We start from the raw sequence: 23374 nt of genomic DNA on the forward strand, positions 1-23374 counted from the left end.
CATGAAAGTAATTGCCGGCCTTGATGTTCAGGAAAAAGCTCACCCCGACACTCTGGAGACGCTGCGCGCCGAGCTGGATCGAATCGACGCACACTTTCTCGCAGCCCTCGGTGCGCGCGTCGACGTGTGCCGGAGCATCGCCCACTACAAACGGGCACATGGCGTGCCCATGATGCAACCTCACCGCATCGGTGTAGTGCAGGAGCGCGCGGCACGATTCGCCGAGGCCAACGGCCTCGACCTGACCTTCATGAAGCAGTTCTACGACCTGATCATCGGCGAGACCTGCCGCATCGAGGACCTGATCATCTCGCCCGCCGACACCGCGGACATCGACGCCGACGGGAGCGCCGCCTGATGCGCGTCCTACTGGTCGACAATTACGACTCTTTCACCTATAACCTCTTCCAGCTGATCGGCGAGGTCTCCGGCCAGGCACCGACCGTTGTCCGCAACGACACAGCCTGGAACGAGTTGCAATTCGACGGGTTCGATGCCGCGGTCATCTCGCCCGGCCCCGGCAGTCCCGAGAAAGACCGCGACTTCGGCGTCAGCGCCCGGGTGATCCTCGAAAGCGGACTGCCGGTGCTCGGCGTCTGCCTCGGGCATCAAGGTCTCTGCCACCTCTTCGGCGGTGAGGTGGGCCGCGCGCCCGAACCCATGCATGGACGCATCTCGGCCGTCCGGCACAAAGGCATCGATCTGTTCGCGGGCATTCCCTCGCCGTACGACGTGGTGCGCTACCACTCGCTGGCCGTCACCTCGGTTCCGGAGGACTTCGAGGAGTTGGCGTGGACCGACGACGGGGTCGTGATGGGCGTCCGCCATCGCAGTCTTCCGCTGTGGGGCGTGCAGTTTCATCCCGAGTCGATCAGCAGCGCCTTCGGTCACGAGCTGATCGCCAACTTCCTCAATCTCGCATCGGGCGGGCAGGCGGCTGTCTCCGTCCCGGCCTTCGCCCCGGCGTCCGCTGCCACGACGGATCCTTCTCGCTACGACCTGCACGTGCGGCACCTCGACGTCCACCCCGAGGCGCTGACGGCCTACAGCTCCCTCTTCGCCGGCGGTGATCAAGCCTTTTGGCTCGACAGCAGCTCGGTGATCGAAGGGTTGTCGCGCTTCTCGATCATGGGCAACGCGGATGGTCCGCTCGCCGAATACCTCACCTACAGCGTCGCTGAGGAGAAGGTCACCATCCGTCAGGCCGACGGAACGACCGAGCTGGTTCTGCAACCGTTCTTTGACTACCTCGGCGACGAGCTGCGCACCCGCGCGGTTCCTGCCCCGGCCGACCTGCCCTTCGATTTCAACCTCGGCTATGTCGGGTATCTGGGTTATGAACTGAAGGCCGAGGCCGGGGGCACGAACACCTATCAAGCCGACACACCCGACGCCGCAATGGTTTTCGCCGACCGGGCACTCGTCCTCGACCACGCAACACGCACCAGCTACCTGCTTGCCCTGTCCACCGCCGGCGACGCAGCCAGCACCGCAGCGACCGAGGCCTGGCTGGCCGCAACCGCGGCGATCTTGTATGACCTCCCTGCTGCTCCCACTGATCCGGCCCCGGCCAGGCCGCTGTCAGGCCCGGCCATGACCGATCCGAACATCGGCATGCACGTCGAGCTCAGGCATGACCGGGACGCCTACCTCAAGCGGATCGACGAGTGCCTGGAAGAGATCAAAGCCGGTGAGTCGTACGAGATCTGCCTGACCAACATGGTCACCGTCCACAAGTCGATCGACGTGCTACCGACATTCGCTCACCTTCGCAACGTAAGCCCCGTCCCGTTCGGTGCCCTGCTGGACTTCGGCGACGACGTGGCTGTGCTCAGCGCATCCCCGGAGCGGTTCCTCTCGATCGACGGGCAGGGAGTCGTCGAGGCGAAGCCGATCAAGGGCACTCGTCCACGAGGCGCGGATGACGCCGAGGACCGCGCCTTGGCCGACGAACTGCGCGACAACCCGAAGGACCGCGCCGAGAACCTCATGATCGTCGACCTGCTCCGCAATGACCTCAACACGGTGTGCTCGGTGGGATCGGTCCATGTGCCGAAGCTCTTCGACGTCGAGACCTACCCGGCGGTGCACCAGCTCGTCTCCACAATCCGCGGGCGACTCGCACCGGGCCGGTCGGCAGTCGACTGCGTCCGCGCCGCGTTCCCGGGTGGATCGATGACCGGCGCCCCCAAGGTCCGCACGACGGAGATCATCGACCGGCTCGAGCAGGGTCCCCGCGGAGTGTATTCCGGTGCGCTCGGATGGTTTTCACTCTCGGGCGCAAGCGATCTCAGCATCGTGATCCGCACCCTTGTCGTCGCGGACGGGCTGGTGACGTTCGGTGTCGGCGGCGCCATCATCGCCCTGTCCGATCCGGCCGGGGAGTTCGACGAGACCGTGGTCAAGTCGAGGACGATGATCACCGCCCTCGCGACGTCGGGCGAGCAGGAGCGTGCGGCATGAGCGCCACGCCAGCCATCGGGCGCATCGTCGTCGCCGGCGGTTCGGGCGCGGTGGGTTCGCTGTTCGCCGAGCGGCTGCAGGAAGCCGGCAACGACGTCGTCGTCGTCGACGTCGCCGCCCCCGGGCCCAATCACCCTTTCATTCGATTCGTCCAGGGCGACATCGCCGATCCCGACGCGATCGTGACCGACCTCGTCAGAGCAGCAGACGCTGTCCTGCTGTCCGTGCCGGAGCCGATCGCTTTGGCCGCCATCGACCGGATTGCGCGGGAGCTGCGACCAGACGCCCTCATCGTCGACACGCTGTCGGTGAAGAGCGCGGTGGTCCCTGCCCTGCGCGCGGCCGTGATGGTCGCAGGCGAGGCGCTGAGCCTGAACCCTATGTTCGCTCCCTCCCTTGGCTTCGTCGGGCACCCGGTCGCTTCGGTGACTGTGCGCGACGGCCGGCGGGCGCGCACGCTGCGCACACTCATCGAGCAGTGGGGCGCGCGCGTGGTGTCCGTCACCGCCGACCAGCACGACCGGATGTCGGCGGCCTCGCAGGCCCTCACCCACGCCGCCGTGATCGCCTTCGGCGCCGCCCTTGCCGAGTTGAAGATCGACATCACCGATCTGGACCAGATTGCTCCACCGCCGCACGCCGCGCTGCTGTCACTGCTGGCGCGCATCGCATCTGGTGCACCCGAGGTGTATTGGGACGTCCAGGCGGCCAACCCCCACGCCCCCGCGGCTCGGCGCGCCCTGGCGCGCGGGGTGTCGCAGCTGACGGATGTCGTCGAGGACGACGACCCCGCGGCATTCGGTGACCTGCTCAACCGTCTCTGCGGGGTGCTCGGCCCCCTGCAGGGTGCCTACCGAGAGCGCAGCGCAAAAGCGTTGCGCGCCATCACCACTGACCGAACAAGGGAGATAGTCAAATGACAAACCTGATGGAGATCCACACGCCCACCGCCACCGGGTCAACAAACGCGAAGAGCCGGCCCAACTGGGTCGAGTCCCGCGTCAGCAAGACCTCGGACTCGCTCGACCGGGCCTTCGCAGAGAACCTGACCGGGCATGTCATCACCGCGCGTGACGGCAAGCGGGTTCAACTCGAAGACGGCAGCGACGCCGTGGAGTTCGTCTCGTGCTCGTATCTCGGCCTAGAGTCGCACGCGGACCTGATCGCCGCGGCCACAGAGGCGATGAGCCGCTTCGGTCTTCACTTCTCGACCTCGCGCAACCGGGGACGGCCGCCGTACCTTCGCGAGCTCGAGGAGCTGCTCTCCATCATGTACGGCGGTGCCGAAGTGGCCGCCTTCACCTCGGTCAGCAACGTTCACCTGGGCCTGCTGCCGCTGCTCGGCGCGGGCGCGTTGCCCAGCTATCCCGTATCCGACGCAGGCGTCACCTTCCTGGTCGAAAAGACCGCGCACGCCTCGATTCAGGTGATCCGCGGCGTGCTCGAGCAGATCGGGCCCACCAAGCGCTTCGACATGACCGATCCCGCGGCGCTGCCCACGGCGGTTCGTGAGGCCGCGGCCACCGGTCGGACACCGATTGTGTTGGTCGACGGCGTCGGGTCGATGGGCGGTCTCATCGATGTCGCGTCGATGCAGGCCATCCTCGAACCCTTCGGCGGTCACCTCTATGTGGATGACGCCCATGGGGTTTCGATCGAGGGTTCACTCGGCGCCGGATACGCCTTCGAAGCGCTCGGGGGGACGCTCCCTAAGAATGTCGTCCTCGCCGGCTCGCTGTCGAAGGCATTCGGTGGCGCCGGCGGCTTCGCGGTCGTGCCGAGCCAGGAAGACATGCGGGTACTGCGGAAGTTCGCCAACCCGTTGGTGTTCGGGCACTCGATCATGCTTCCGATGCTCGCGGCGAACGTCGCCGCCGCACGGCTGCACGTCGACGGCCAGGTTGCGGAGTTGCAGGGGCAGCTCTGGCGCAACGCCGTCGAGTTCGATCGGCTGACGGCGGGCCTGCTGGTCAATGCCGGGCTGCATTCACCAGTCCGCGGTGCGCTTTACAACAGCGAGACCGAGGCGTTCGCGGCGGCCCGCCGGTTGAAGCAGGCCGGTGTGCTGGTCCTGCCCGCGTTCTATCCCACGGTTGCAAAAGGCACCGGACTGATGCGCTTCGCCGTGTCAGCCCTGCACCAGCAAAGCGATCTCGAGACAGCCGCCCGTGCCCTCGAGCTCACTCCCTGAACTTCTACCCACCCATCCAATCGCACTCAACAGCAAGGAGTTTGAACAATGACGATTTCCACCCACGCACTGCTGACCCCCGAACAACGTTCCCAACTGGCGGCGCTGCCCGAGCTCGGAGGAGGAAACCTGCTGGCTACGGCCATGGCCGTGCACCCCGACCCGCACATCCCGTTCATCCGCACGGGCCGGCCGGTGATCAACACCGCCGGGGAGGAGCAGACGGAGTTCACGCTCGCCCAGATCGATGCACTCGCCCAGAGCTGGTCGGTCTGGTATCACGAGCAGGGCGTCGGTCCGCGTGACCGGGTCGCGCTCTACATGGCGGACACATTCGCCTACACCATCCACCTGAACGCACTGGCGCAGTTGGGCGCCATCGGCGTGCTCATCAACAGCAAGGCCTCGCCGGCTCTGGCGCTCGGGCTGTGCCAGCGCACGACGCCGGTGGGTATCTACACCGACCGGTCCCGCTTCGAAACCATCGCCGAGGGAATCGGATCGCTCGAGGGCCTTCAGTGGGTTCAGCTCGCCGACGACCTGCCCGCTCCGCCTCCGGCAGTGCTGCCCGACGCCTGGCGCTTCAAGCATGCCGCGGAGGACCCGGTGTCGATCATGCACTCGTCGGGAACGACGGGAATTCCGAAGGCCGTCACCCAGACTCACGCGTCCAGCGTCGCCGGACCGCGCTTCCGCCTTCAGAACTACATCGAGCCCGCCAACGAGCGAATGATGACCGCTCAGCCGCAGTCGCATCTCGGGTGCATCGTGTACACCGCATACTCGATCCTCGCCGGCACCCCGCTGGTTGCGCTCTATGACCCGAGCGGTGAGGAGCTGGCCGAAGCCGTGTGCCTGCACGAGCCGAAGGGTGTCATGGCATTCGCGCACGCCTACGCCGAGTTGGCTGTCCTCGAAACACCCAGCGGGACTGTCGATTCGGTTGACTACTGGGTCAACATGGGTGATGCCATCCACGAGGCCCACATCGGCGCGATCCTGGCCAAGCGCAGCCCGAACCAGGAGCCCCCGACTTTCTACGACCGGTTCGGCACGACCGAACTCGGATGGGGTCTGGTGGTCTTGCCGCGGACCTTGGCGTCGGAGCGCACGGACCGTCGGGTCGGCAAGCCCGATCCCGTCGCCGAGGTCGCGGCGCTGCGACCCGACGGCAGCAAGGCGCCGGTGGGCGAGGTGGGTTTCTTCGGGGCCAAGGGCCCGTCGATCACCGCCGGGTACTGGAACGACTCGGACACCACCTATCGCTCGAAGCTCGGCGGTTACTGGCTGACCGGCGACCTCGTGTATCAGGACGAGGACGGAAACTACTACGTCGTCGACCGGACGAAGGACGCCATCGAGACCACCGAGGGCACCGGCTACTCCGTGCTCATGGAGGAGGTGCTGCTCAGCGAGATCGGTGCCATCACAGACGTCGCCGTCGTCGCAGGCCGCCTCGGTGACGACATCATTCCGGTCGCCGTCGTCATCACCGACGATTCGTCGGCCGATCCCGAACTGCTGCTGGCTGAAGCCAACGAGGTGTTGGCCAACGCGGGCGGCCATCCCCGCATCGCCGTGCTGGACGTCGCCCAGACTCCGGCCGACTTCCCGGTGGGCGTGACGGGCAAGGTACTCAAGCGCGAACTACGCGACAAGTACAGCGATCTCGCGCAGAATCTGTCCCAGGAGAACCGCGCCGTCGCCGCGTTCCTGATGCCCGAAAGCGTGGTCGCGGGATGATCGGCAACTGGCTGTCATCCCTGGTGCCCGAGCCCGGTGCGCGTCGTCGCCTGGGCTTGGCCACCGGGGTCTACAACATCGGCACCGGAATGTTCATGACGTCGTCAGTCTTGTATTTCACTGAGGGACTGGGACTGTCGGTCGCCGAGGTCGGCCTGTGGCTGGCTGTGGCCGGACTGATCGGCCTGTTCGCCGGCGTTCCGATGGGTCACCTTGCCGACCGCCGCGGCCCCCGTGGAGTCGCGACCATGAGCCTGGTCGTGCTGGCACTGACGATGGCGGGCTACGTCTTCGTGCAAAGCATTTGGATGTTCGTCGCGGTAACCGTAGTGGAGATGCTGGCGACGTCGGCGTCGAGAGCTTCGCGCGGCGGTCTCATCCGCCGCGTCGGAGGCGAGGGTGCGGCCGCGTACCGCTCCCAGCTCCGGGCTATCGAGAACGCCGGCGTCGGCATCGGTGCCGCCGTCGGGGGCTTGGCGCTGACGCTGCACTCGCTGGCCGCATATCAGGTGCTGTTCTTCGCCAATGCCGCAACTTTTTTGATCGGCGCATGGGTGTGCGCGAGGCTCCCATACTTTTCACCGCTCCCTGCTCCGCCCGGCACGCGACGCGGCGTGGCTCTACGGGACAAGCCGTTCATCGTGTACACGATCCTGAACGGGGTCATGAGTCTGCAGTATGCGGTCATCACATTCGCCCTGCCGCTGTGGATCGCCATGGAGACGAACGCCCCGCGTTGGATGGTCGGCGCCGTGCTGATCATCAACACGATCGGCGTTGTGGCACTGCAGGTCTGGGTCGGGCGGAAGGTCAAGACCGTCCGCCAGGGCGCCGCCGCCATGCGCGTTGCCGGGTTTGTATTCCTGGTTGCCTGCGTGGGAGTGGCGCTGGCCGCCGACCTCTCGATGTGGGCCGCGGTCGCGGTTCTGATCGCGGCGGTGGCTGTCCATTCGGTGGGCGAGATGTGCCACGCGGCAGCGGTTTTCGCGCTGAGCTTCGAACTGGCGCCGGCACACGCGCAGAGCGAGTACGTGGGCCTGCAAGACATGGGTCTGGGCACCGCGTTCGCGGTAGCGCCCGCGGTGCTCGGTGCTCTGTGCCTCGGGCTTGGCCAGATCGGCTGGGTGACGCTGGGTGCGCTGTTCGTCGCGGCGGGTCTGTTCACCGTGCCGGTCGCCCGGTGGGCACTGCGCACTCGATCCTTCTCCGTCCCGACCGACGAGCCGTCGACCGGTCTTGTCGCGGCCACTTCGGAAGGGAACGCAGCATGATCGAGCCTCGGCCCCGCGCTTTCATCCTGACCGGCGCCCTGCCCGTGGTCTGCCGGGACCCCATCTACATCGAGGAGCTCCGAGGAAAAGGTCTGAAGGTTCTGGTGATCACCCCGGCGGACTTCCGCCGGTACGCGGAGACGCACTGTGGCGACCCCGCGCACCCAGCCTCCGTGATCGACGAGATCGCCTTCGTCGACGGGTCGGTCGGGGCCGAGGGCTCCTTCCTTCCCGGTGTGATCGAGCACGCGGGGCACTGGCGGGACCGGTACGACGTAGCGGGCATCTATGCAGTGGGGGAAACGCTGGTCGAGCCGACCGGCGTGGTCGCCGATTACTTCGGCCTCCCGTTCCCCGGATTGCGGGCGGCCCGCGCCTGCCGCAGCAAGTACCTCCAGCGGTGGTATATGCCAGATCTCAGCCCGGTATCCGTTCTGATTCCGCCCGGCGCGCGCGAGTCCGTCGACCATGGGTCCGTCCCGTTCCCAGCGGTGGTCAAACCGGCAACGAGGCACTCGAGTCAGGGCGTGCAGATGGTGCACAAGCGCGCCGAGTTGGCTGCACAGCTGGCCGAGTATCCGGAGCAGGAGACCATCCTCGTGGAGCAGGCCATCACCGGACAGGAGTACTCGATCGAAAGCCTGGTCCAGGACGGCAAAGCGCTGTTCGCTTCGGTGACGCGTAAGGAGACGACGGATGTCGACTCCCAGTACTTCGTCGAAATGGCCCACACCGTGCCCGCCCCGCGCGATGCTGCGTGGGATGCGGTGCAGCGCGCCAACGCGTCGATGCTCGATCAGCTGGGCGTCGAGAACGGCATCACGCATGCGGAGTTCAGGCTCGACAATGCTGGCGAGGCCCGCCTCATCGAGGTTGCCGCCCGGACGCCCGGCGACGGGATCATGGTGCTGTACCGGCTCGCGACGGGTCTGCCGATGGAGCCGGAGATCCTGCGGATCGCACTCGGAGAGGTCGCCGACTATCCCGAGGCTCGGCGCTTCGCACGCCAGGTGTACGTGGGGCACAAGCCCGGAACCCTCGTCGATGTGAAAGTCGACTGGCCCGGAGTCGAGGCTCGCTGGGTCGACGACGGCAATCCCTGGCCGGACATTTCCGCATCGCCCGCCGATGCGCCGGCCGCTCTGCGCGCAGTGTTCGTCTATGAACCGATTGGCACGGAGCTGGGGCCGATCCGCAGTTCGGACGACCGAGCAGTGACCTTTATCATCGACGCGCCGACGCTCGCCGAGTTGGACGAGATCGAGGAGAGGGTTCGCCGGGCGGTGACCGTCCAGACGGACCCATCGTCGGACCGAAGTGCACAGTCGCCGTCGTAACTCAAGGCTCGATGGTGACAACGACACCCTTGGAGTTGCCTGCGAGATGGGGTCGAGGTCATGGTCATGGTCACGGTAAGACCGTGAAGCAACACGAGATTCGACTGACCAGATGCCATTTGCGAAGTCTGGTATCTACCGTGCGGACCGGGGATATGGTTCGCCGATGAAGACGGCGTTCATCACCGGTGCTGCGAGCGGAATCGGCGAGGCACTAGTCGTGCGACTCCATCGCGAAGGCTGGCAAGTTTTCGCGGGGTACCGCAACAGCCCGCCCGACCAAACCCGGTGGCACAGCATGGTCAATGCAATCGCGCTGCCCTGCGACGTGACCGATCCAGCTCAGATATGCGCGGCAGCCAACACGATCAGCGAGCACACCGGCGGTCGGCTTGATCTGTTGATCAACAACGCGGGCTACTCGTCTCGCGAAGGAGTGATCGAAGCGGCGAACATGGACGAGTATCGCCGCGCTTTCGAGGTCAACTTCTGGGGACCGTTACAAGTGGCGCAGGCGATGCTGCCGATGCTGCGCCACAGCGAGGGACGCATCATCAACACAACATCGGCGTCGGTGTACATGACCATCCCGATGGCGTCTGCCTACCCGGCAGCCAAGTCCGCGCTTGTAGTCCTCACCCGGCATCTGCGCATGGAGCTAGCACCGTTCGGCATCGAGGTCACCAACCTCGTACCCAGCGGCGTGGACACCCCCATGGTGGACACCACACCGGAAGCCGCCGAACAGTTTTGGACGTTGATCCCCGAGCCACTACGCGACCAATACCGTCAGCACTTCCTAGATGGCGCCTCGGCCATCGGCGACAACTTCAAGCTGAAACCCCCGGATGTCTTCGCAGATAAGGTATTTAAGAAAATCATCTGCGCCAGGCACCTCAAACTCACCTACGTGATCGGCCCGCGCAGCTCCGCGGTTCTCCCGTGGTTGGATCGCCTACTCCCAGCCCAGCAGGTGCAGAACATCTGGCGGCGCATGTTCACCGCCAGACCCCATCGGTAAATGACTGCGCCGCAAGACGATTCTCGATCACTGACCCACACACACAACGCCGCATGTTGGTTGTCAGCCTTCGGGCGACAGGCCGAAGACCCGTACGGCCTCTGACTTCCCCTTCAGCGCATGCGATCCCCGATCGACGAGAAAGGGCGGTCGAGCAGTCAAAGCGTCGGCGGACTGCTCGGTGACAAGGGTGGTGTCGCCTGTGGTCTTAGTGAACTGCTCGACGCGGGCGGCGACGTTGACGGTGTCGCCGATCAGGGTGAACTCCAGCTTGCTGCCGCCGCCGATGGTTCCCGCGATCACTGTTCCACTGTTGATGCCGATACCAATCCGCAACTCGCTTCCGAAACGCTCAGCGACCAGACGCTGGATCAGCACAGCAGCACCTAGCGCAGCATCGGCGTGATGCGGAAGGTCATTGGGAGCGCCGAAGACAGCCAGTGCTCCGTCGCCGAGGAACTTGTTGACATGCCCACCCGCATCGACCACGGCGGGCACGACGATTTCGAATAAGGCATTGAGCCGGGCGACGACATCCTCGGCAGCGTTGGCTTCGGCGAAGGGGGTGAAGTCGCGGATGTCGACGAACATCACCGTCACCTCGCGACGCTCCCCGGTGAACACGTCATCACCCTGCTCAAGCAGCTTTGTCGCGAGAGCGGGATCGACATAGGTGCCGAACGCGACCTGAAGCCGTTGCCGCTCAGCGAGTCCCGCCTGCATCCGGTTGAAAGACGCCGCCAATGCGCCGAGGTCATCGTCCTGTACTACCGGGACGCGCTTAGAGTAGTCGCCTGCCGCTACACGTTGAGTTCCCGCAGCTAGGTCCCGAATGGGGTGCATTGACGGCGAAAAAGAGGCAGCGACGGTCATAGGCAATGCGAAAACGAGTGTCATCGCGCATCCGATCGCGACAGCTAGCACCGGAATGTCACGAGTCCGATCGAAAACGGCTGCGAGCATCGCGCCCGCAACGGCGAACACAAATGCGACAGCGAGTATCGCCAGGTTCGACCACGCGGCAAAAGACGGGCGAGAGCGGGGCAGGGAATCACCGATCCCCGTTTCAGCGGCAATGGAGACCCTGACGGGCCGCAGTGCTCCTTCAAAGAAGCTGTGCGCTGCGATCAAGAAGCAGCCAGTTCCGATGGCTCCCACCAGGAATCCGTACTGGACGAGCCGCACTCCGTTCGCCCCGGCGATCAGTCCGACACCAACTGAGAGCACGACTGCAAGAATCACGTTGCTTGCTACCCCTAGCGAAACACTCCTTCGCGCCCAGATATAACTGGCCTCTAACGCCATCTCCGGATCGACGTCACGTCCGCCAGCCCACTGCTCAACAATGCGCGGCGGGCCGACACCAGGAAGGCCCATACCGTATGCGACCACAACCACCGCAATTACGGTGACGGCGGCCACCTCGATGTATTTCCCTGCCCCCTCGAATGCCAGCACGACAAATGACACGACCAGGTAGATCGGCAGGGCTGCGCCGACGAGGACTGTGTTGACTACCCACGAGTACCTCGGTCCGTACCGATCCCAAGCCCACTGCCAAATGCGATCCATGCCGGGAGACTAGGCGTCGCTCCCCTTCAATCCGGCAGAAATCGCCAGCGTCTCGACGGCCTCAGGGCGCAGCAGCAGATTTAGAAGTCCCAGTCCTCGTCTTCGGTAACGACGGCCTTGCCGATGACGTAGCTGGACCCCGACCCCGAGAAGAAGTCGTGATTCTCGTCGGTGACCATGTCAATGACTCGATAACCTGCCTGGGCTGCAAATACTGCTGACAAGACCTTTCAAGAGATACCCGTGAATGACAAGGGTTTGTAGTCATTTTGCAGTCAGCTTGCCACTCAACTTGCGAATCCGTGAAGAGGGCACACCTGTCGCGCTGAGATCGGCGACCCGGGCGCGGGGCGAACAGTTAGCGTGATCACGTGGCGGGGGCACAATCAATCGAAGGCTACGACCAGACCTGTCGCCTGGGAGTGATGTACTTCCGGTCCCTGCTTGCTCAAGCTGGACTCGCTCACGGAGAGTTCTCTCCGCGCGAGGTATTTCTGAGACCAACATTCGAGACACCACGACCTGGTGCTACCTGGCCTGCTAGGCGACCGAGCGCTCTGTCTCAAAAGTGATCTATTTCGAGACGCTCAGTTCTGCTCGAGCCTGGTCGATCTGGTCGTAGGCATAGGCCACCATTTCGGCGGCAGTCATCGCCTCACCCTTGCGGGCGAGCGATTCGTAGGTCTGATCGCCGAGAACCTCGCGCATATGGCTGATCGAGGCGGTGATTTCGGGAACCGCTGCCGCTATCAGCGGGCTGAAGGCGAACCCGGCGATCGTGGCCGCCGGTACACGCCGTCCAAGCCGGTCGAAGACAGCGGCGACCAGGGCCAGCGGGACGGCCATCATGGTGGTGTTGCCGGAATCGTGGTAATTGCGGATGGCCACGAAGGCGTGATCGAAAGCAGTAATCAGGTCGCCGTACTGCGCCTCGAACCGGGATAATCCGGCCAGCAAGGCGGTCTCGTTGCCGCGGTTGCCGCTCTCGCGAGCGATCGCCAACCCCCGGCGGCGGGCTTCCATCGCGCGGCGGGGATCAGCCTCGCGGAACGCCAATCCGTAGTTGTAGAGAGCGAAGGAGAGCACGAAGGGATTACGGGTAGCCTCAGCGGCCTCGATCAGGCCGGAGGCGACGGCCACCGCCTCGTCGGTGCGACCGGCCAGCAGCAGTGTGCCAGCCAGAAGGGACCATGTGAGTGTGTGGGTATCCCGACCGTGTGTGATTTGTGCGCGGCACCACTCGACCATCCGATCAGGCTGACCGGCGGCTGTGTACGCGACACCGAGTAATCCTTCCGCGCCGAATGGCACCTCGCCGCCGCCGCCGTTGTTGATAAGTGCCTGCCCTGCTTCGCTGTAGCGGAGGGCCGCCTCGATACGCCCGGCAAACAAGCACTGTGACGCCATCGAATACAGGGCTCCGCAGCGGCGATGACCGATTGCACTCGCGGGTTCGATGAGTTCTTCGGCCCAGGCGATCGGCTCATAGTTTTCACGGGCGAAGCCGAGAACTGCCGTATAAATAGCGATGGCGGCGGCGGTTTCGACGTCGCCCTGATCGGTTGCCCACCGGAATGCGATGCGCAGATTGGCCAGCTCAGTAGTGAACCAGTCGTAGGCCTCTTGCTGTCGGGGACTGTCCCAGAGCGCGAGGATGTCTTTTTCACGTCCGGCGAAGTAACGGGAATGCGCGGCGCGTGTCTTTGTAGCGTCGCCTCGGGCCACGAGTTGCTCCTCGGCGAACTGACGGACCGTTTCCAGCATCGAATAGCGAGTTCGTCCCGAGGATCGGTCTGCCACGAGCAGCGACTTGCGCACAAGAGCGTCGAGGACGTCGAGGATTGCGTACTCGTCGAGGCCATCCGATTCGACTATTGCGCGGGCGCTTTGGAAGTCGAACCCGCCCGCGAAGACCGAACAGCGGTTAAGCACGATCGTTTCGGTGTCGTCGAGAAGATCGTAGGACCAGGCCACCGTGTGGCGCAGTGTGTGGTGACGTTGCACTCCGCGTCGCGAGCTGACGAGCAGCCGGAAGCAATGATCGAGACGATCACGTACGTCGCCCGCCGTCATCGACGCCATCCGCGAGGCCGCCAGTTCAATGGCCAGCGGGATACCGTCGAGACGCTGGCAGATATCCAGCACCGCACCCGCCTCATCAGGCGTAGCCATGGAGAAGCGGGGGGAAACACTCTGGGCGCGTTCGACAAAGAGATCGACTGCTTCGCAGTCGATTCCCTCATCCAGGTCCAACGAGGGAACCGGCCACACCTGCTCTTGGGCGATACCGAGTCCCTCTCGACTGGTGGCTAAGACCCTCACGGTCGCGGACTGGGTGATCACCGCTTCGATCAGGTTGGCGACAGCGTCAAGCACATGTTCGCAGTTGTCGAACACCAATAACCGCAGACGGCCCTCCAGCGCTGCGGCCACCGACTCGCTGACCGTCTTGCCGGGTTGTTGGTTGATGCCCAGCACTGCTGCCACGGCGTCGGGTACTGCTGCCGGGTCGGCAACGGCTGCCAGCTCGAAAACCCAGCTCCCGTCTGGGAACTCATCGGCCAGTCGTCCGGCTACCTCCATCGCCAGGCGCGTCTTACCAACACCACCGACTCCTGTGAGCGTCACTAGCCGGTGGGATTTAACCACCGCTGCAAGCTCAACCAATTCGGACTCGCGCCCGATCAAGCTGGTTGTCGCCGGTCGCAGGTTCCCCGGCGTCGTATCAAGCGCACGCAATGGAGGAAACTCGACTTGCAAGTGCGGTGCTTGCACCTGGAACACTCCGACCGGCATCGGCACATCTCGCAGCCGTCTCGGCCCCAGATCGATGAGGTCTACGCCGCTGAGCAGAACCGCGGTCGAATCAGCCAGCAGGACCTGGCCGCCGTGCCCTGCGGCCATCACCCGCGCTGCACGGTTCAGTACCGCACCGAAATAGTCCCCGTCGCGCAGTTCGGCTTCACCGGTGGCCAGGCCCATCCGCACCGGCAGCTCCAACGCCCGCTGGGCGGCCACGGCGGCATCCACTGCGGACTTCGGCGACGAGAACGCTGCCACCACCCCGTCACCGGTGTGCTTGAACAAGAATCCGCCGTGGGCTTCGATGGCCGACCGCAACGCCTCGTCATGCACAGCCAGCGCCGCCCGCATGCTGTCGGCGTCGGCCTCCCACCGACGAGTAGACCCCTCCACGTCGGTGAACAGAAAGGTCACCACCCCCGACGGCGGCACCCCCGCAGACACCCGCTCAGGATCTCATAGAAACCGCAGGTGAAGGCGACATTTGCGCGTTCAGAGACCGAATACCTGCACCTCGGCTGACTTCCCCTTCAGCGCATGCGATCCCCGGTCCACAAGTCTTGGCGGTCGAGAGGTCAGGGCGTCGACGGCCTGCTTGGTGATAAGGATCGTGTCGCCGGTGGCCTTGGTGAGCTGCTCGACGCGGGCGGCGACGTTGACGGTGTCGCCGATCAACGTGAACTCCAACTTGCTTCCACCGCCGATGGTTCCCGCGATGACCGTGCCGCTGTTAATGCCGACACCGATACGAAGCTCGCCGGTGAACCGCTCGGCGACTAGACGTTGAATCAGCACAGCAGCGTTCAGCGCGGCGTCAGCGTGATCCGCAAGATCGTTGGGTGCGCCGAACACGGCCAGTGCGCCGTCGCCGAGGAACTTGTTGACGTGCCCACCGGCGTCGACCACGGCGGGCACCACGATCTCGAACAAGGCGTTGAGTCGGGCCACGACATCCTCGGCAGGGTTCGCTTCGGCGAACGGTGTGAAATCGCGGATGTCAACGAACATCACCGTCACCTCGCGACGCTCGCCGGTGAACACATCGTCACCCTGTTCAAGCAGCCGTGCCGCCAACGCGGGGTCGACGTAGGTGCCGAACGCCGACTGAAGTCGTTGCCGCTCAGCCAAACCCGCTTGCATGCGGTTAAACGATGCCGCTAAGACACCCAGATCGTCGTCTTGAACGACCGGGATCCGCTGGCTGTAGTCACCGAGTGCTACTCGTTCGGTTCCTTCGGCGAGGTCGCGAATAGGTTGCAACAGCGGTGAGAGCAAAGCGCCGACGGCCAGCGGCAGTCCGACGCTTAGCACCAGCGCAGATCCGATCACGACGAATACGAGCGGTGTCTCGCGAGCACGATCAACGATGGTCGCGACCATCGCGGCCATTACGGCGCTAAGGAACATGAGCGCGAGCATCAACACGGCCGCCCAGGCAGCAAAAGTCGGACGAGCACGGGGCAGTGAGTCACCAATATCGGAATCACCGGTCAAGGCAACCCGCACCGGCCGCATCGCTGCTTCCGTTCCGCTGTGCTCACCGGCCAGCTGAGTTGCCGCTCCAACGGCGGCACCTAGGATTCCGTACTGAATAAGTCGGGAATCGGTCGCTCCGGCTATCGCACCGACAACGACTACCAGCACGGCGACGCAAACGGTGTTGGCAACTACCGCTCGAACGGTCGCCCCCCGGGTCCACGCATAAGAGCTTTCAAGTGCCACCGCCCGATCTACGTCGCAACCGGCGGCCCATCGCTCCACGATGCGCGCCTGGCGTATGCCCGGAAGAACCACAACGTACACCAGCACCGGCGCGGCCAATGTTGGGAGAATCGCCGCCACCGCGTAGTGCTCGGAATGCTCGATAGCGACAATCAGAAACGTTCCGAAGAGATTCGAGAACAACACCGACGGAGAACTGATCGCGCATATCGCCCACGAATACCGCGCTCCATGCCGATCCCACGCCCACTGGTAGATGCCATCCATGCCGGGAGATTAAGCGTCCCTCCACATCAATCCGCCGGAATTGACCAGCACCGCCACGGATTCAGCAGACTGACGGACCAGTGTTTCGAGACGAAATTCGAGAGTCGCCCATTGCATCTGCTGTGAGACAACACGACCCGCAGCCCTTCATCGGAGCCTTACAGAGCTTCGATTTGGCGCTGCGCATGCCAGGGCGGCTTGCGCTAAATGTACTGCGACATAACTCCATCGGTGTACATCAGGACAACGATGATGACTACGGCGAGCACGCCAAGGCCGACCGCGATTCCGAGCCACAACGCCTTTGTTGGCCTATGTGGATCGTCAAGGTCAAACGGCGCAATGTGGTCATCGCCGACGGATCTGTAGCCGTGCAGCGCCCACTGCCGGGACGCGTCTTCTGTCGACGTTTTTTTGGGGGCGGACGAAGACACACCGTCGAGAAATGTGGGCAAAATGTGGGCACAAAGCCTCAGGCGCTACCTACGGGACGGCGGCGGAGTATTGATCGTCTGATCATAACCAGAAGAAAGATGCGCCTCCGAGACCTGGTGTTTTAGAAGTCCCAGTCCTCGTCTTCGGTAACGACGGCCTTGCCGATGACGTATGAGGAACCCGACCCCGAGAAGAAGTCGTGATTTTCGTCGGCGTTGGGGCTCAACGCCGACAGGATCGCCGGGTTGACGTCGGTCTCGTCGCGCGGGAACAGCGCCTCGTACCCGAGGTTCATCAACGCCTTGTTGGCGTTGTAGCGCAGGAACTTCTTGACGTCCTCGGTCAGGCCGACCTCGTCGTACAGGTCCTGGGTGTACTCGACCTCGTTGTCATAGAGCTCGAAGAGCAGCTCATAGGTGTAATCCTTGAGCTCGGCCTGCACGGCGGCGTCCTGCATGGCCAGCCCGCGCTGGAACTTGTAGCCGATGTAGTAGCCGTGCACAGCCTCGTCGCGAATGATCAGCCGGATCATGTCGGCGGTGTTGGTCAGCTTGGCCCGGCTCGACCAGTACATGGGCAGATAGAAGCCCGAGTAGAACAGGAAGCTCTCCAGCAGCGTGGAGGCAACCTTGCGCTTCAGCGGCTCGTCACCCTTGTAGTACTGCATGACGATCTCGGCCTTGCGCTGCAGGTTCGGATTCTCCTCCGACCAGCGGAACGCATCGTCGATCTCAGACGTCGAGCACAGCGTCGAGAAGATGTTGCTGTAGCTGCGCGCGTGCACCGACTCCATGAACGCAATATTGGTGTAGACGGCTTCCTCGTGCGGCGTCAGCGCATCGGGAATCAGGCTGACCGCGCCGACGGTGCCCTGGATGGTGTCGAGCAGCGTCAGGCCGGTGAACACCCGCATCGTCAGCTGTTTCTCGTGGTCGTTCAGCGTCCCCCAGGACGGGATGTCGTTGGACACCGGGACCTTCTCCGGCAACCAGAAATTGCCGGTCAGCCGATCCCAGACCTCCGCGTCTTTTTCGTCCTGCACGCGGTTCCAGTTGATGGCCGAGACTCGGTCAATCAGTTTCACGCCATCGCTCACAAGAACCCCGTTTCACCTGGTCTTCTAGGACTTGGCTATAGAGCTGCTATAGCGCCTTCAACACTACAACTGGGGTCCGACTTTCGACCGCAACACAACATCTTGTCTTTGCGTGTCGCGGCGGCTACACCGACGCGCGGCTGCCCGCGGTGCGAAAGTTGTACTCCGAAGCGTCGAATCTGCGGGTGGCCAGCCAGTACTGCCACGTCATCCCGCTCCACAGCGTCCGGTTCACCCCGTGCTCGTCCATGTACCAGCTGCGGCAACCGCCGGTGTTCCACACCGTGCCGGCGAGATCGTGCTGCAACTCCTTGTTGTAGGCGTCCTGCGCGGCGCGAGTCGGGGCCAGCGCCTGGGCGCCCTTCTTGTCGACGGCGGCGATCGCATGGGCCGCGTAGCGGATCTGCGACTCGATCATGAACACGACGGAGTTGTGCCCCAGCGCGGTGTTCGGACCGAGCAGGAAGAACAGATTCGGCATGTCGGCGATCGTGATACCGCGTAGCGCGGTCATACCCTCACGGTTCCACCGGTCGATGAGGTCTTCGCCACGGGGCCCCTTGATATCGACATAGGTATAGGAGTCGGTGACGTGAAAGCCAGTGGCGGACACCACGACGTCGACGTCACGCTCGGTGCCGTCGCTCGCGACGATGCCGGTCTTCGTGAACCGCGCGATGCCGTCGGTGACGACTTCCGTCTTCGGGTTCGCGATGCCTTTGTAGTAGGTGTCGGAGTTGAGGATGCGCTTGCATCCCGCCCGATAGTTCGGGGTCAGCTTCTTGCGCAGCGCGGGATCCTTGACGGAGCGCCGAATGTTGGCCTTGCCCATCAGCTCACCGAGCTTGAGCAGGCGCGGCTGCTTGGTCATCGCAAATCCGACGCCCTCGTGAATCCAGTAGATCCCGGCGCGCATCGCCGCACGCGTGCCCGGCACGTAGGTGAACACCTGCCGCAACCACCGCGGGATCGGATTGTTGGGCCGCGGCATCACCCACGCAGGCGTGCGTTGGTAAAGCTGAAGCTCCGCAACGTCTTTCACGATCTCGGGAACGATCTGGATGGCGCTGGCACCCGTCCCGATCACCGCGACGCGCTTACCGGTCAGGTCGACGCTGTGATCCCACTCCGCCGAGTGGAAGACCGCACCCTCGAATTCGTCGAGCCCTTCGAACTCCGGGATCAGCGGGATGTGCAATCCCCCGGCGCCCGAGATGAGGAACTGCGCCACGAACTCGCGGCCGTCCTTCGTGAAGGCGTGCCACCGCATTTCCTCGTCGTCCCAGTGCGCCCGGTCGACGTGGGAGTTGAACTGGATGTAGCGCCGCAGCCCGTACTTGTTCGTCACACCCTGCAGGTAGTCCTGGATCTCGGGCTGAAACGACCACATATGCGTCCAGTCGGGCTTGGGCTCGAACGAGAACGAGTACATGTGCGACGGGATGTCGCAGGCGCAGCCCGGATAGGTGTTGTCCCGCCAGGTGCCGCCGATGTCGTCGGCCTTCTCCAGGATCACGAAGTCGACGTTCTGCTGCTGCAGTGCGATAGCCATCCCCAGACCGGAGAACCCCGAGCCGATGATGAGCGCGCGGGTGTGCACCGGTTCGGCCGCTGTCACCTCTGGCGTGTCCTGCGCCATCGTCATGTTGGACTCCCTGCCAATCGTCGTGGGCCCATTTCCTGGGAACGCCGGTACCGGATACTTTAGCTAGTGTCCGGATTGCGGTCCAAGGTGTCAACGCACGACGTTGGCGAGGAGTTGCGACGGGCGTCAGGCGTAGACCACGTCGCGTTCGGCGCTGCGGTGCCGGTGCGGGTCGAAGGTCTCGAAATGGCCAGATCCGACCATGCCGATCCCACGCTGCGGCATCCGGAAGTCGCCGAGGCGGGCTTGCCGGAGCAGCGGGCCGCTGGTCCCCAGGTCGCGACCCCGCAGGACAGCGCGGGAGTCATCGATGAGCCAGACCTGTTTCGGGGCCATCGAGTAGCACTGGCCGTTGGGCGCACGACCGGTCAATCGCACTTCACCCACGTCGAGGGTTCGTCTGGCCACGCGGTCGAGCCGGCGCAGCATCACCGGGTTGGTCCACGTCGGCTCAGACAGCCGGCCGCTGATCTTGCTCATCAATCGAGTCGCCCGGGTGGACTGCAGGTCGACACTCCAGTGCAGAACGTCGGGAATGTCGATGCGCACCGAGTGCGGGCCCGTCCAGGCGACGTCGATGTCGCACTGAACGGCATCATTGGGCGTGGCAGAGCTGAAATACCTTGCGCAGCTTTGCTGTCCGGGTGTGGTGGCGTAGAACGTCCAGTTGCAGGACGGATCACGGTGCCACACCGACACATACGGCGGTGCGAACGTCGTCGCCGGGATCTGTCGCATGGCCAGGTAATGGCCATTGGCAAACGGCAGACCCATGATTCCGAATCCGACGAAGCGCTCGTCGTCACCGGGGGGCAGGACCGGGTCGGCCAGCACGGCCGCCACGGCATCTTGGGGTGTTAGTTGTTTTGTCATGCGCCAATGATGTTCGGCGACACCGCCTCACGACATGAGGCGTCTGCCTCAAATCAGGCGACGGGTTGCTGCCGCCGCACAGCGGTGTGAATCGGCTGGTCGGCGTCGATCTCGATGCCGAGCAGTTCGGCGGTGCCGTTGATCGCACCCACCATGATCGTCGTCATGTGCGCGATGAACTTGTCGGCCGGCATGCGCCGCGGGTTGTCGTCATCGACGCCAAGCCACCAGTCGGTTGCCGACGCCGCGGTGCCGAAGATCGCGAACGCGGCGAGCTCGAACGCCTCCGGTTCGGGCGCGAGGTCTTCGAGTTGGGTGCTGATCATGTCGGCGATGGCGAGGGTGATTTCGCTGCCCTTGTTGACGGTCGTCATCGCCGTGGCCGACTGGTCGGCGAACCGACCCTGCAGCAGGAACCGCACCACGTTCGGGTGTTGATCGACGAGTTCCACATAGTGCTGGACGCCGCTGCCGACGATCTGGCGCGCGGAGTCGGTCTGGACGTTGACCGACGGGATGATCGCCGCCCACAACATGTCGCGCATTCGCTGACCGATCTCGGAGAACAAGTCGGCCTTATCGGCGAAATGGCGATAGATCTTGGGCTTGGCGGTCCCCGCCTCTTCGGCGATCTCCCGCACGCTGACGTTGGGTCCGAGGCCGTCGATCGCGCGGAAAGCCGCGTCGACGATTTCCGATCGCACCTTCTTCCGGTGCTCACGCCAACGCTCACTGCGGGCGTCCACTTTGACACCCGGCTCAGCGCTGGAATGTGATCTGGACCCTCGTCGCACCCGATCACTGTACCGCCCGGACACCGCTGACCTGCTCCGACCAGGCCCGGGCCGCGATGATTACCGAAGTATTAGGGCAATTTCCTCGGCGAGAGTCGTGGCCTCAGCTTGGGTACTATCTCTGCGATAGCCGATCGAAGAGACGAGATTCATGACGCAGCGATACGACCTGATCATCGCAGGTGGCGGGCCTTCTGGCTCGGCAGCTGCATGGCAGGCCGCGCAGACCGGCGCCAAGGTATTGGTGCTGGACAAGGCAGAGTTCCCGCGCGCGAAGCCCTGCGGTGACGGGCTCACCGCTCGTGCCGTGAGCTACCTGCAGAAGATGGGGCTGGCTGACGAGGTCGCCACCTATCACCGGGTCAACCGTGTGACGGTATTCAGCCCCAGCGAATGGGAGCTGTCGTTTCCCAAGCGCCCCGGCATGCCCGACCACGGACATACCGTCAGCCGTGAGCACCTCGACACCGTGCTCCTGAAACACGCGGAGTCCGCCGGCGCGGAGGTCCGCCAGGGCGCCGAGGTGACGGGCCCCGAGCTCGATCCCAGCGGCCGCGTGGTCGGTGTGACGATCAAGGGCGGCGAAAAGGTCTTCGGCGACGCGGTCATCGCGGCCGACGGCGCGTACTCCCCCATCAAGCGCGCGCTGAAGATCGACTCGGAATACAACGGTTACCAGGCCATCGCTATCCGGTCGGAGATGCACGCCAACCGACCCGACTCCGACAGCCTCGACATCTATCTGAAGCTGGCGTTCCAGGGCGACCAACTGCCGGGCTACGGCTGGGTGTTCCCGATGGGCAACGGGGTGTTCAACATCGGCCTCGGCTACGTCAACAGCTACAAGAACTGGCAGTCGATCAACGCCACCCAGTTCCTCGGCGAGTTCCTGCGCACTCTGCCCGCCGATTGGGAACTGCCGCCAATCGAGGAACTGAAGAAGAACAAGAGCGTGCGGGCGTGGCGACTGCCTATGGGCTTCACGGCGTGGCCGCCGTGGCGTCCGGGCGTGCTGTTCACCGGCGACTCGCTGGGCGCGGGCAAGCCGGCTTCCGGCGCCGGCATCTCCAAGGCGCTCGAATCCGGGCTCGCCGCAGGCGAATGCGCGATCGCGGCGCTGCAGAACGGCGGCCCCGACGACTTCACCAACTATGCGCAGCGCATGGAAGCCGCCTGGGGACGCGAGTATCGCCGCGGCCGCTACTTCCATAAGCTGCTGGGCCAGCCGCGGCTGGCCAATGCCGGTGTGAAGCTCATCGACAACGCCGCTTTCCGCGACCGGATGCTCAAGGCGCTGTACAAGAAGGCTCAAGGACCGCAGCACACGACGAAGTAGCTCGCCGAGTGTTTGGTGTTGTCGCGGTAATGGTCAAGAACGCGTGACAAAAGCCGACACTCGCGGCGGCTAGCGTTTACCGCGCGCTGCCCGGCCCGGCTTGCGGGCCACCTTGCCCGCTGCGGCGCGAGCGGCCTGCTTGGCGAGGGTCTTCTCCCGTGCCGTGCGTTTCGGTGCCGGCTGCGTCTGTGCGCGCGACGAACCCGGTTTGCGGCCTCGCACAATCCCGATGAAGTCCTCGATCAGCTCTGACTGCGGCCCTTCGGGGACAGCAAGCGCCACCGCGCAGGTGGGCGCATCGCCGATCGGGCGGTACGTGAGGTCTTTTCGGTGGTGCAGCCGCGCCAGCGATTGCGGGACGATGAGTGCGCCCATGCCTGCAGCGACGAGTTCTATTGCGCTCTCAGTGGTTTCGGGCCGGTGATCCACCCGAGTCCCCGGAGCGTCTGCCCAGTCGACGACGTGGTCGAGTGGGAGCAGGACCGGCTCATCCTCGAGGTCCGCGGCGGTGAGCTCGTCCGCTGCACTGAGAATGTGATCGGTCGGCACGACGGCGACTGCGGTCTCTTCGTATAGCGGGATAACGGCCAGCCCAGTTGTGTCAGCCGGCAGCCGGAGCACCGCGACGTCGACGGTGCCGGTTCTCACTTCATCGGCCGCGTCGGCCGCGGCGACGGTGCGCAGGCGCAGCGGAACGTCGGGGTGCCGCTCCCCCCAGATGCGGGCCCACTTCGCCGGCGTCCCACCGGGGACGTATCCGAGGGTGAGCGAGCGGTCGGGCACCGCATCAGGCTACCGATACGCTG

At 64.4% G+C, this 23374-nt stretch carries 17 protein-coding genes and 1 pseudogene; 9 read left to right on the plus strand and 9 right to left on the minus strand.

The features are described 5' to 3' along the window. Position 1: 1 nt before the first annotated feature. The 8 genes from ACIA48_RS08125 to ACIA48_RS08160 all read left to right on the plus strand — a co-directional run bounded on the left by ACIA48_RS08125 (position 2) and on the right by ACIA48_RS08160 (position 10026). The gene (locus ACIA48_RS08125; protein ID WP_396729522.1) at positions 2-358 is read left to right on the plus strand and encodes a chorismate mutase family protein; all 357 of its coding nucleotides are present in this window, start codon (positions 2-4) and stop codon (positions 356-358) included. Next, positions 358-2463, plus strand: coding sequence for an aminodeoxychorismate synthase component I (pabB, locus tag ACIA48_RS08130; RefSeq protein ID WP_396729524.1), 2106 nt, complete (start codon positions 358-360; stop codon positions 2461-2463). The genes ACIA48_RS08125 and pabB overlap by 1 nt, the downstream gene beginning before the upstream one ends. Continuing rightward, a complete protein-coding gene (locus ACIA48_RS08135) occupies positions 2460-3383 on the plus strand; it encodes a prephenate dehydrogenase/arogenate dehydrogenase family protein (RefSeq protein ID WP_396729525.1) in 924 nt (307 codons plus the stop codon). The genes pabB and ACIA48_RS08135 overlap by 4 nt, the downstream gene beginning before the upstream one ends. Continuing rightward, the gene (locus ACIA48_RS08140; RefSeq protein WP_396729527.1) at positions 3380-4654 is read left to right on the plus strand and encodes an aminotransferase class I/II-fold pyridoxal phosphate-dependent enzyme; all 1275 of its coding nucleotides are present in this window, start codon (positions 3380-3382) and stop codon (positions 4652-4654) included. The genes ACIA48_RS08135 and ACIA48_RS08140 overlap by 4 nt, the downstream gene beginning before the upstream one ends. Positions 4655-4702: 48 nt before the next feature. Next, complete coding sequence (locus ACIA48_RS08145) at positions 4703-6397, plus strand: class I adenylate-forming enzyme family protein (protein ID WP_396729529.1); 1695 nt, start codon at positions 4703-4705, stop codon at positions 6395-6397. Continuing rightward, the gene (locus ACIA48_RS08150) at positions 6394-7668 is read left to right on the plus strand and encodes an MFS transporter (RefSeq protein WP_396729531.1); all 1275 of its coding nucleotides are present in this window, start codon (positions 6394-6396) and stop codon (positions 7666-7668) included. The genes ACIA48_RS08145 and ACIA48_RS08150 overlap by 4 nt, the downstream gene beginning before the upstream one ends. Beyond that, complete coding sequence (locus ACIA48_RS08155; RefSeq protein ID WP_396729533.1) at positions 7665-9005, plus strand: ATP-grasp domain-containing protein; 1341 nt, start codon at positions 7665-7667, stop codon at positions 9003-9005. Before ACIA48_RS08150 ends, ACIA48_RS08155 begins: the two co-directional genes overlap by 4 nt. 166 nt (positions 9006-9171) lie before the next feature. Then, positions 9172-10026 carry an SDR family oxidoreductase gene (locus ACIA48_RS08160; protein ID WP_396729535.1) on the plus strand — a complete coding sequence of 285 codons (855 nt, stop codon included), beginning with the start codon at positions 9172-9174 and terminating at the stop codon, positions 10024-10026. A 63-nt stretch (positions 10027-10089) separates the two neighbouring features. On the opposite strand, the gene ACIA48_RS08165 is transcribed toward ACIA48_RS08160, so the two are convergent. The 8 genes and pseudogenes from ACIA48_RS08165 to ACIA48_RS08200 all read right to left on the minus strand — a co-directional run bounded on the left by ACIA48_RS08165 (position 10090) and on the right by ACIA48_RS08200 (position 21232). Next, entirely contained in the window at positions 10090-11598 is a 1509-nt protein-coding gene (locus tag ACIA48_RS08165; RefSeq protein WP_396729537.1) for an adenylate/guanylate cyclase domain-containing protein, read from the minus strand. 80 nt (positions 11599-11678) lie between these two features. Beyond that, positions 11679-11768, minus strand: a pseudogene (locus ACIA48_RS08170) (hypothetical protein); the annotation flags it as partial. Positions 11769-12171: 403 nt separating this feature from the next. Continuing rightward, positions 12172-14844, minus strand: a complete 2673-nt coding sequence (locus ACIA48_RS08175; protein WP_396729539.1) for an ATP-binding protein — start codon at positions 14842-14844, stop codon at positions 12172-12174. Between the two features lie 48 nt (positions 14845-14892). Beyond that, positions 14893-16389, minus strand: coding sequence for an adenylate/guanylate cyclase domain-containing protein (locus tag ACIA48_RS08180; protein WP_396729542.1), 1497 nt, complete (start codon positions 16387-16389; stop codon positions 14893-14895). Between the two features lie 556 nt (positions 16390-16945). Further along, positions 16946-17908 carry a class 1b ribonucleoside-diphosphate reductase subunit beta gene (gene nrdF / locus ACIA48_RS08185; RefSeq protein ID WP_396729544.1) on the minus strand — a complete coding sequence of 321 codons (963 nt, stop codon included), beginning with the start codon at positions 17906-17908 and terminating at the stop codon, positions 16946-16948. A gap of 136 nt (positions 17909-18044) precedes the next feature. Then, positions 18045-19565, minus strand: a complete 1521-nt coding sequence (locus ACIA48_RS08190) for a flavin-containing monooxygenase (protein WP_396729545.1) — start codon at positions 19563-19565, stop codon at positions 18045-18047. A 126-nt stretch (positions 19566-19691) separates the two neighbouring features. Next, complete coding sequence (locus tag ACIA48_RS08195) at positions 19692-20438, minus strand: hypothetical protein (protein WP_396729547.1); 747 nt, start codon at positions 20436-20438, stop codon at positions 19692-19694. A 53-nt stretch (positions 20439-20491) separates the two neighbouring features. Next, positions 20492-21232, minus strand: coding sequence for a TetR/AcrR family transcriptional regulator (locus tag ACIA48_RS08200; protein WP_396729549.1), 741 nt, complete (start codon positions 21230-21232; stop codon positions 20492-20494). A gap of 151 nt (positions 21233-21383) precedes the next feature. Between ACIA48_RS08200 and ACIA48_RS08205 the strand changes: the two genes are divergently transcribed. Further along, positions 21384-22568: an NAD(P)/FAD-dependent oxidoreductase gene (locus tag ACIA48_RS08205; protein WP_396729551.1), complete on the plus strand. Its 1185-nt coding sequence runs from the start codon at positions 21384-21386 to the stop codon at positions 22566-22568. 69 nt (positions 22569-22637) lie between these two features. On the opposite strand, the gene ACIA48_RS08210 is transcribed toward ACIA48_RS08205, so the two are convergent. Beyond that, positions 22638-23351: a LysR family substrate-binding domain-containing protein gene (locus ACIA48_RS08210; protein WP_396729554.1), complete on the minus strand. Its 714-nt coding sequence runs from the start codon at positions 23349-23351 to the stop codon at positions 22638-22640. Between the last annotated feature and the right edge of the window lie 23 nt (positions 23352-23374).

The organism is Mycobacterium sp. NPDC051804 (genome assembly GCF_044452905.1).
Classification (GTDB): Bacteria; Actinomycetota; Actinomycetes; order Mycobacteriales; family Mycobacteriaceae; genus Mycobacterium.

Excerpts from the sequence above, each read along its gene's own strand:
- ACIA48_RS08125 (WP_396729522.1), top strand. The coding sequence starts at position 2 with ATGAAAGTAATTGCCGGCCTTGATGTTCAGGAAAAAGCTCACCCCGAC.
- pabB (WP_396729524.1), top strand. The coding sequence starts at position 358 with ATGCGCGTCCTACTGGTCGACAATTACGACTCTTTCACCTATAACCTC.
- ACIA48_RS08135 (WP_396729525.1), top strand. The coding sequence starts at position 2,460 with ATGAGCGCCACGCCAGCCATCGGGCGCATCGTCGTCGCCGGCGGTTCG.
- ACIA48_RS08140 (WP_396729527.1), top strand. The coding sequence starts at position 3,380 with ATGACAAACCTGATGGAGATCCACACGCCCACCGCCACCGGGTCAACA.
- ACIA48_RS08145 (WP_396729529.1), top strand. The coding sequence starts at position 4,703 with ATGACGATTTCCACCCACGCACTGCTGACCCCCGAACAACGTTCCCAA.
- ACIA48_RS08150 (WP_396729531.1), top strand. The coding sequence starts at position 6,394 with ATGATCGGCAACTGGCTGTCATCCCTGGTGCCCGAGCCCGGTGCGCGT.
- ACIA48_RS08155 (WP_396729533.1), top strand. The coding sequence starts at position 7,665 with ATGATCGAGCCTCGGCCCCGCGCTTTCATCCTGACCGGCGCCCTGCCC.
- ACIA48_RS08160 (WP_396729535.1), top strand. The coding sequence starts at position 9,172 with ATGAAGACGGCGTTCATCACCGGTGCTGCGAGCGGAATCGGCGAGGCA.
- ACIA48_RS08165 (WP_396729537.1), bottom strand. The coding sequence starts at position 11,598 with ATGGATCGCATTTGGCAGTGGGCTTGGGATCGGTACGGACCGAGGTAC.
- ACIA48_RS08180 (WP_396729542.1), bottom strand. The coding sequence starts at position 16,389 with ATGGATGGCATCTACCAGTGGGCGTGGGATCGGCATGGAGCGCGGTAT.
- ACIA48_RS08190 (WP_396729545.1), bottom strand. The coding sequence starts at position 19,565 with ATGACGATGGCGCAGGACACGCCAGAGGTGACAGCGGCCGAACCGGTG.
- ACIA48_RS08195 (WP_396729547.1), bottom strand. The coding sequence starts at position 20,438 with ATGACAAAACAACTAACACCCCAAGATGCCGTGGCGGCCGTGCTGGCC.
- ACIA48_RS08205 (WP_396729551.1), top strand. The coding sequence starts at position 21,384 with ATGACGCAGCGATACGACCTGATCATCGCAGGTGGCGGGCCTTCTGGC.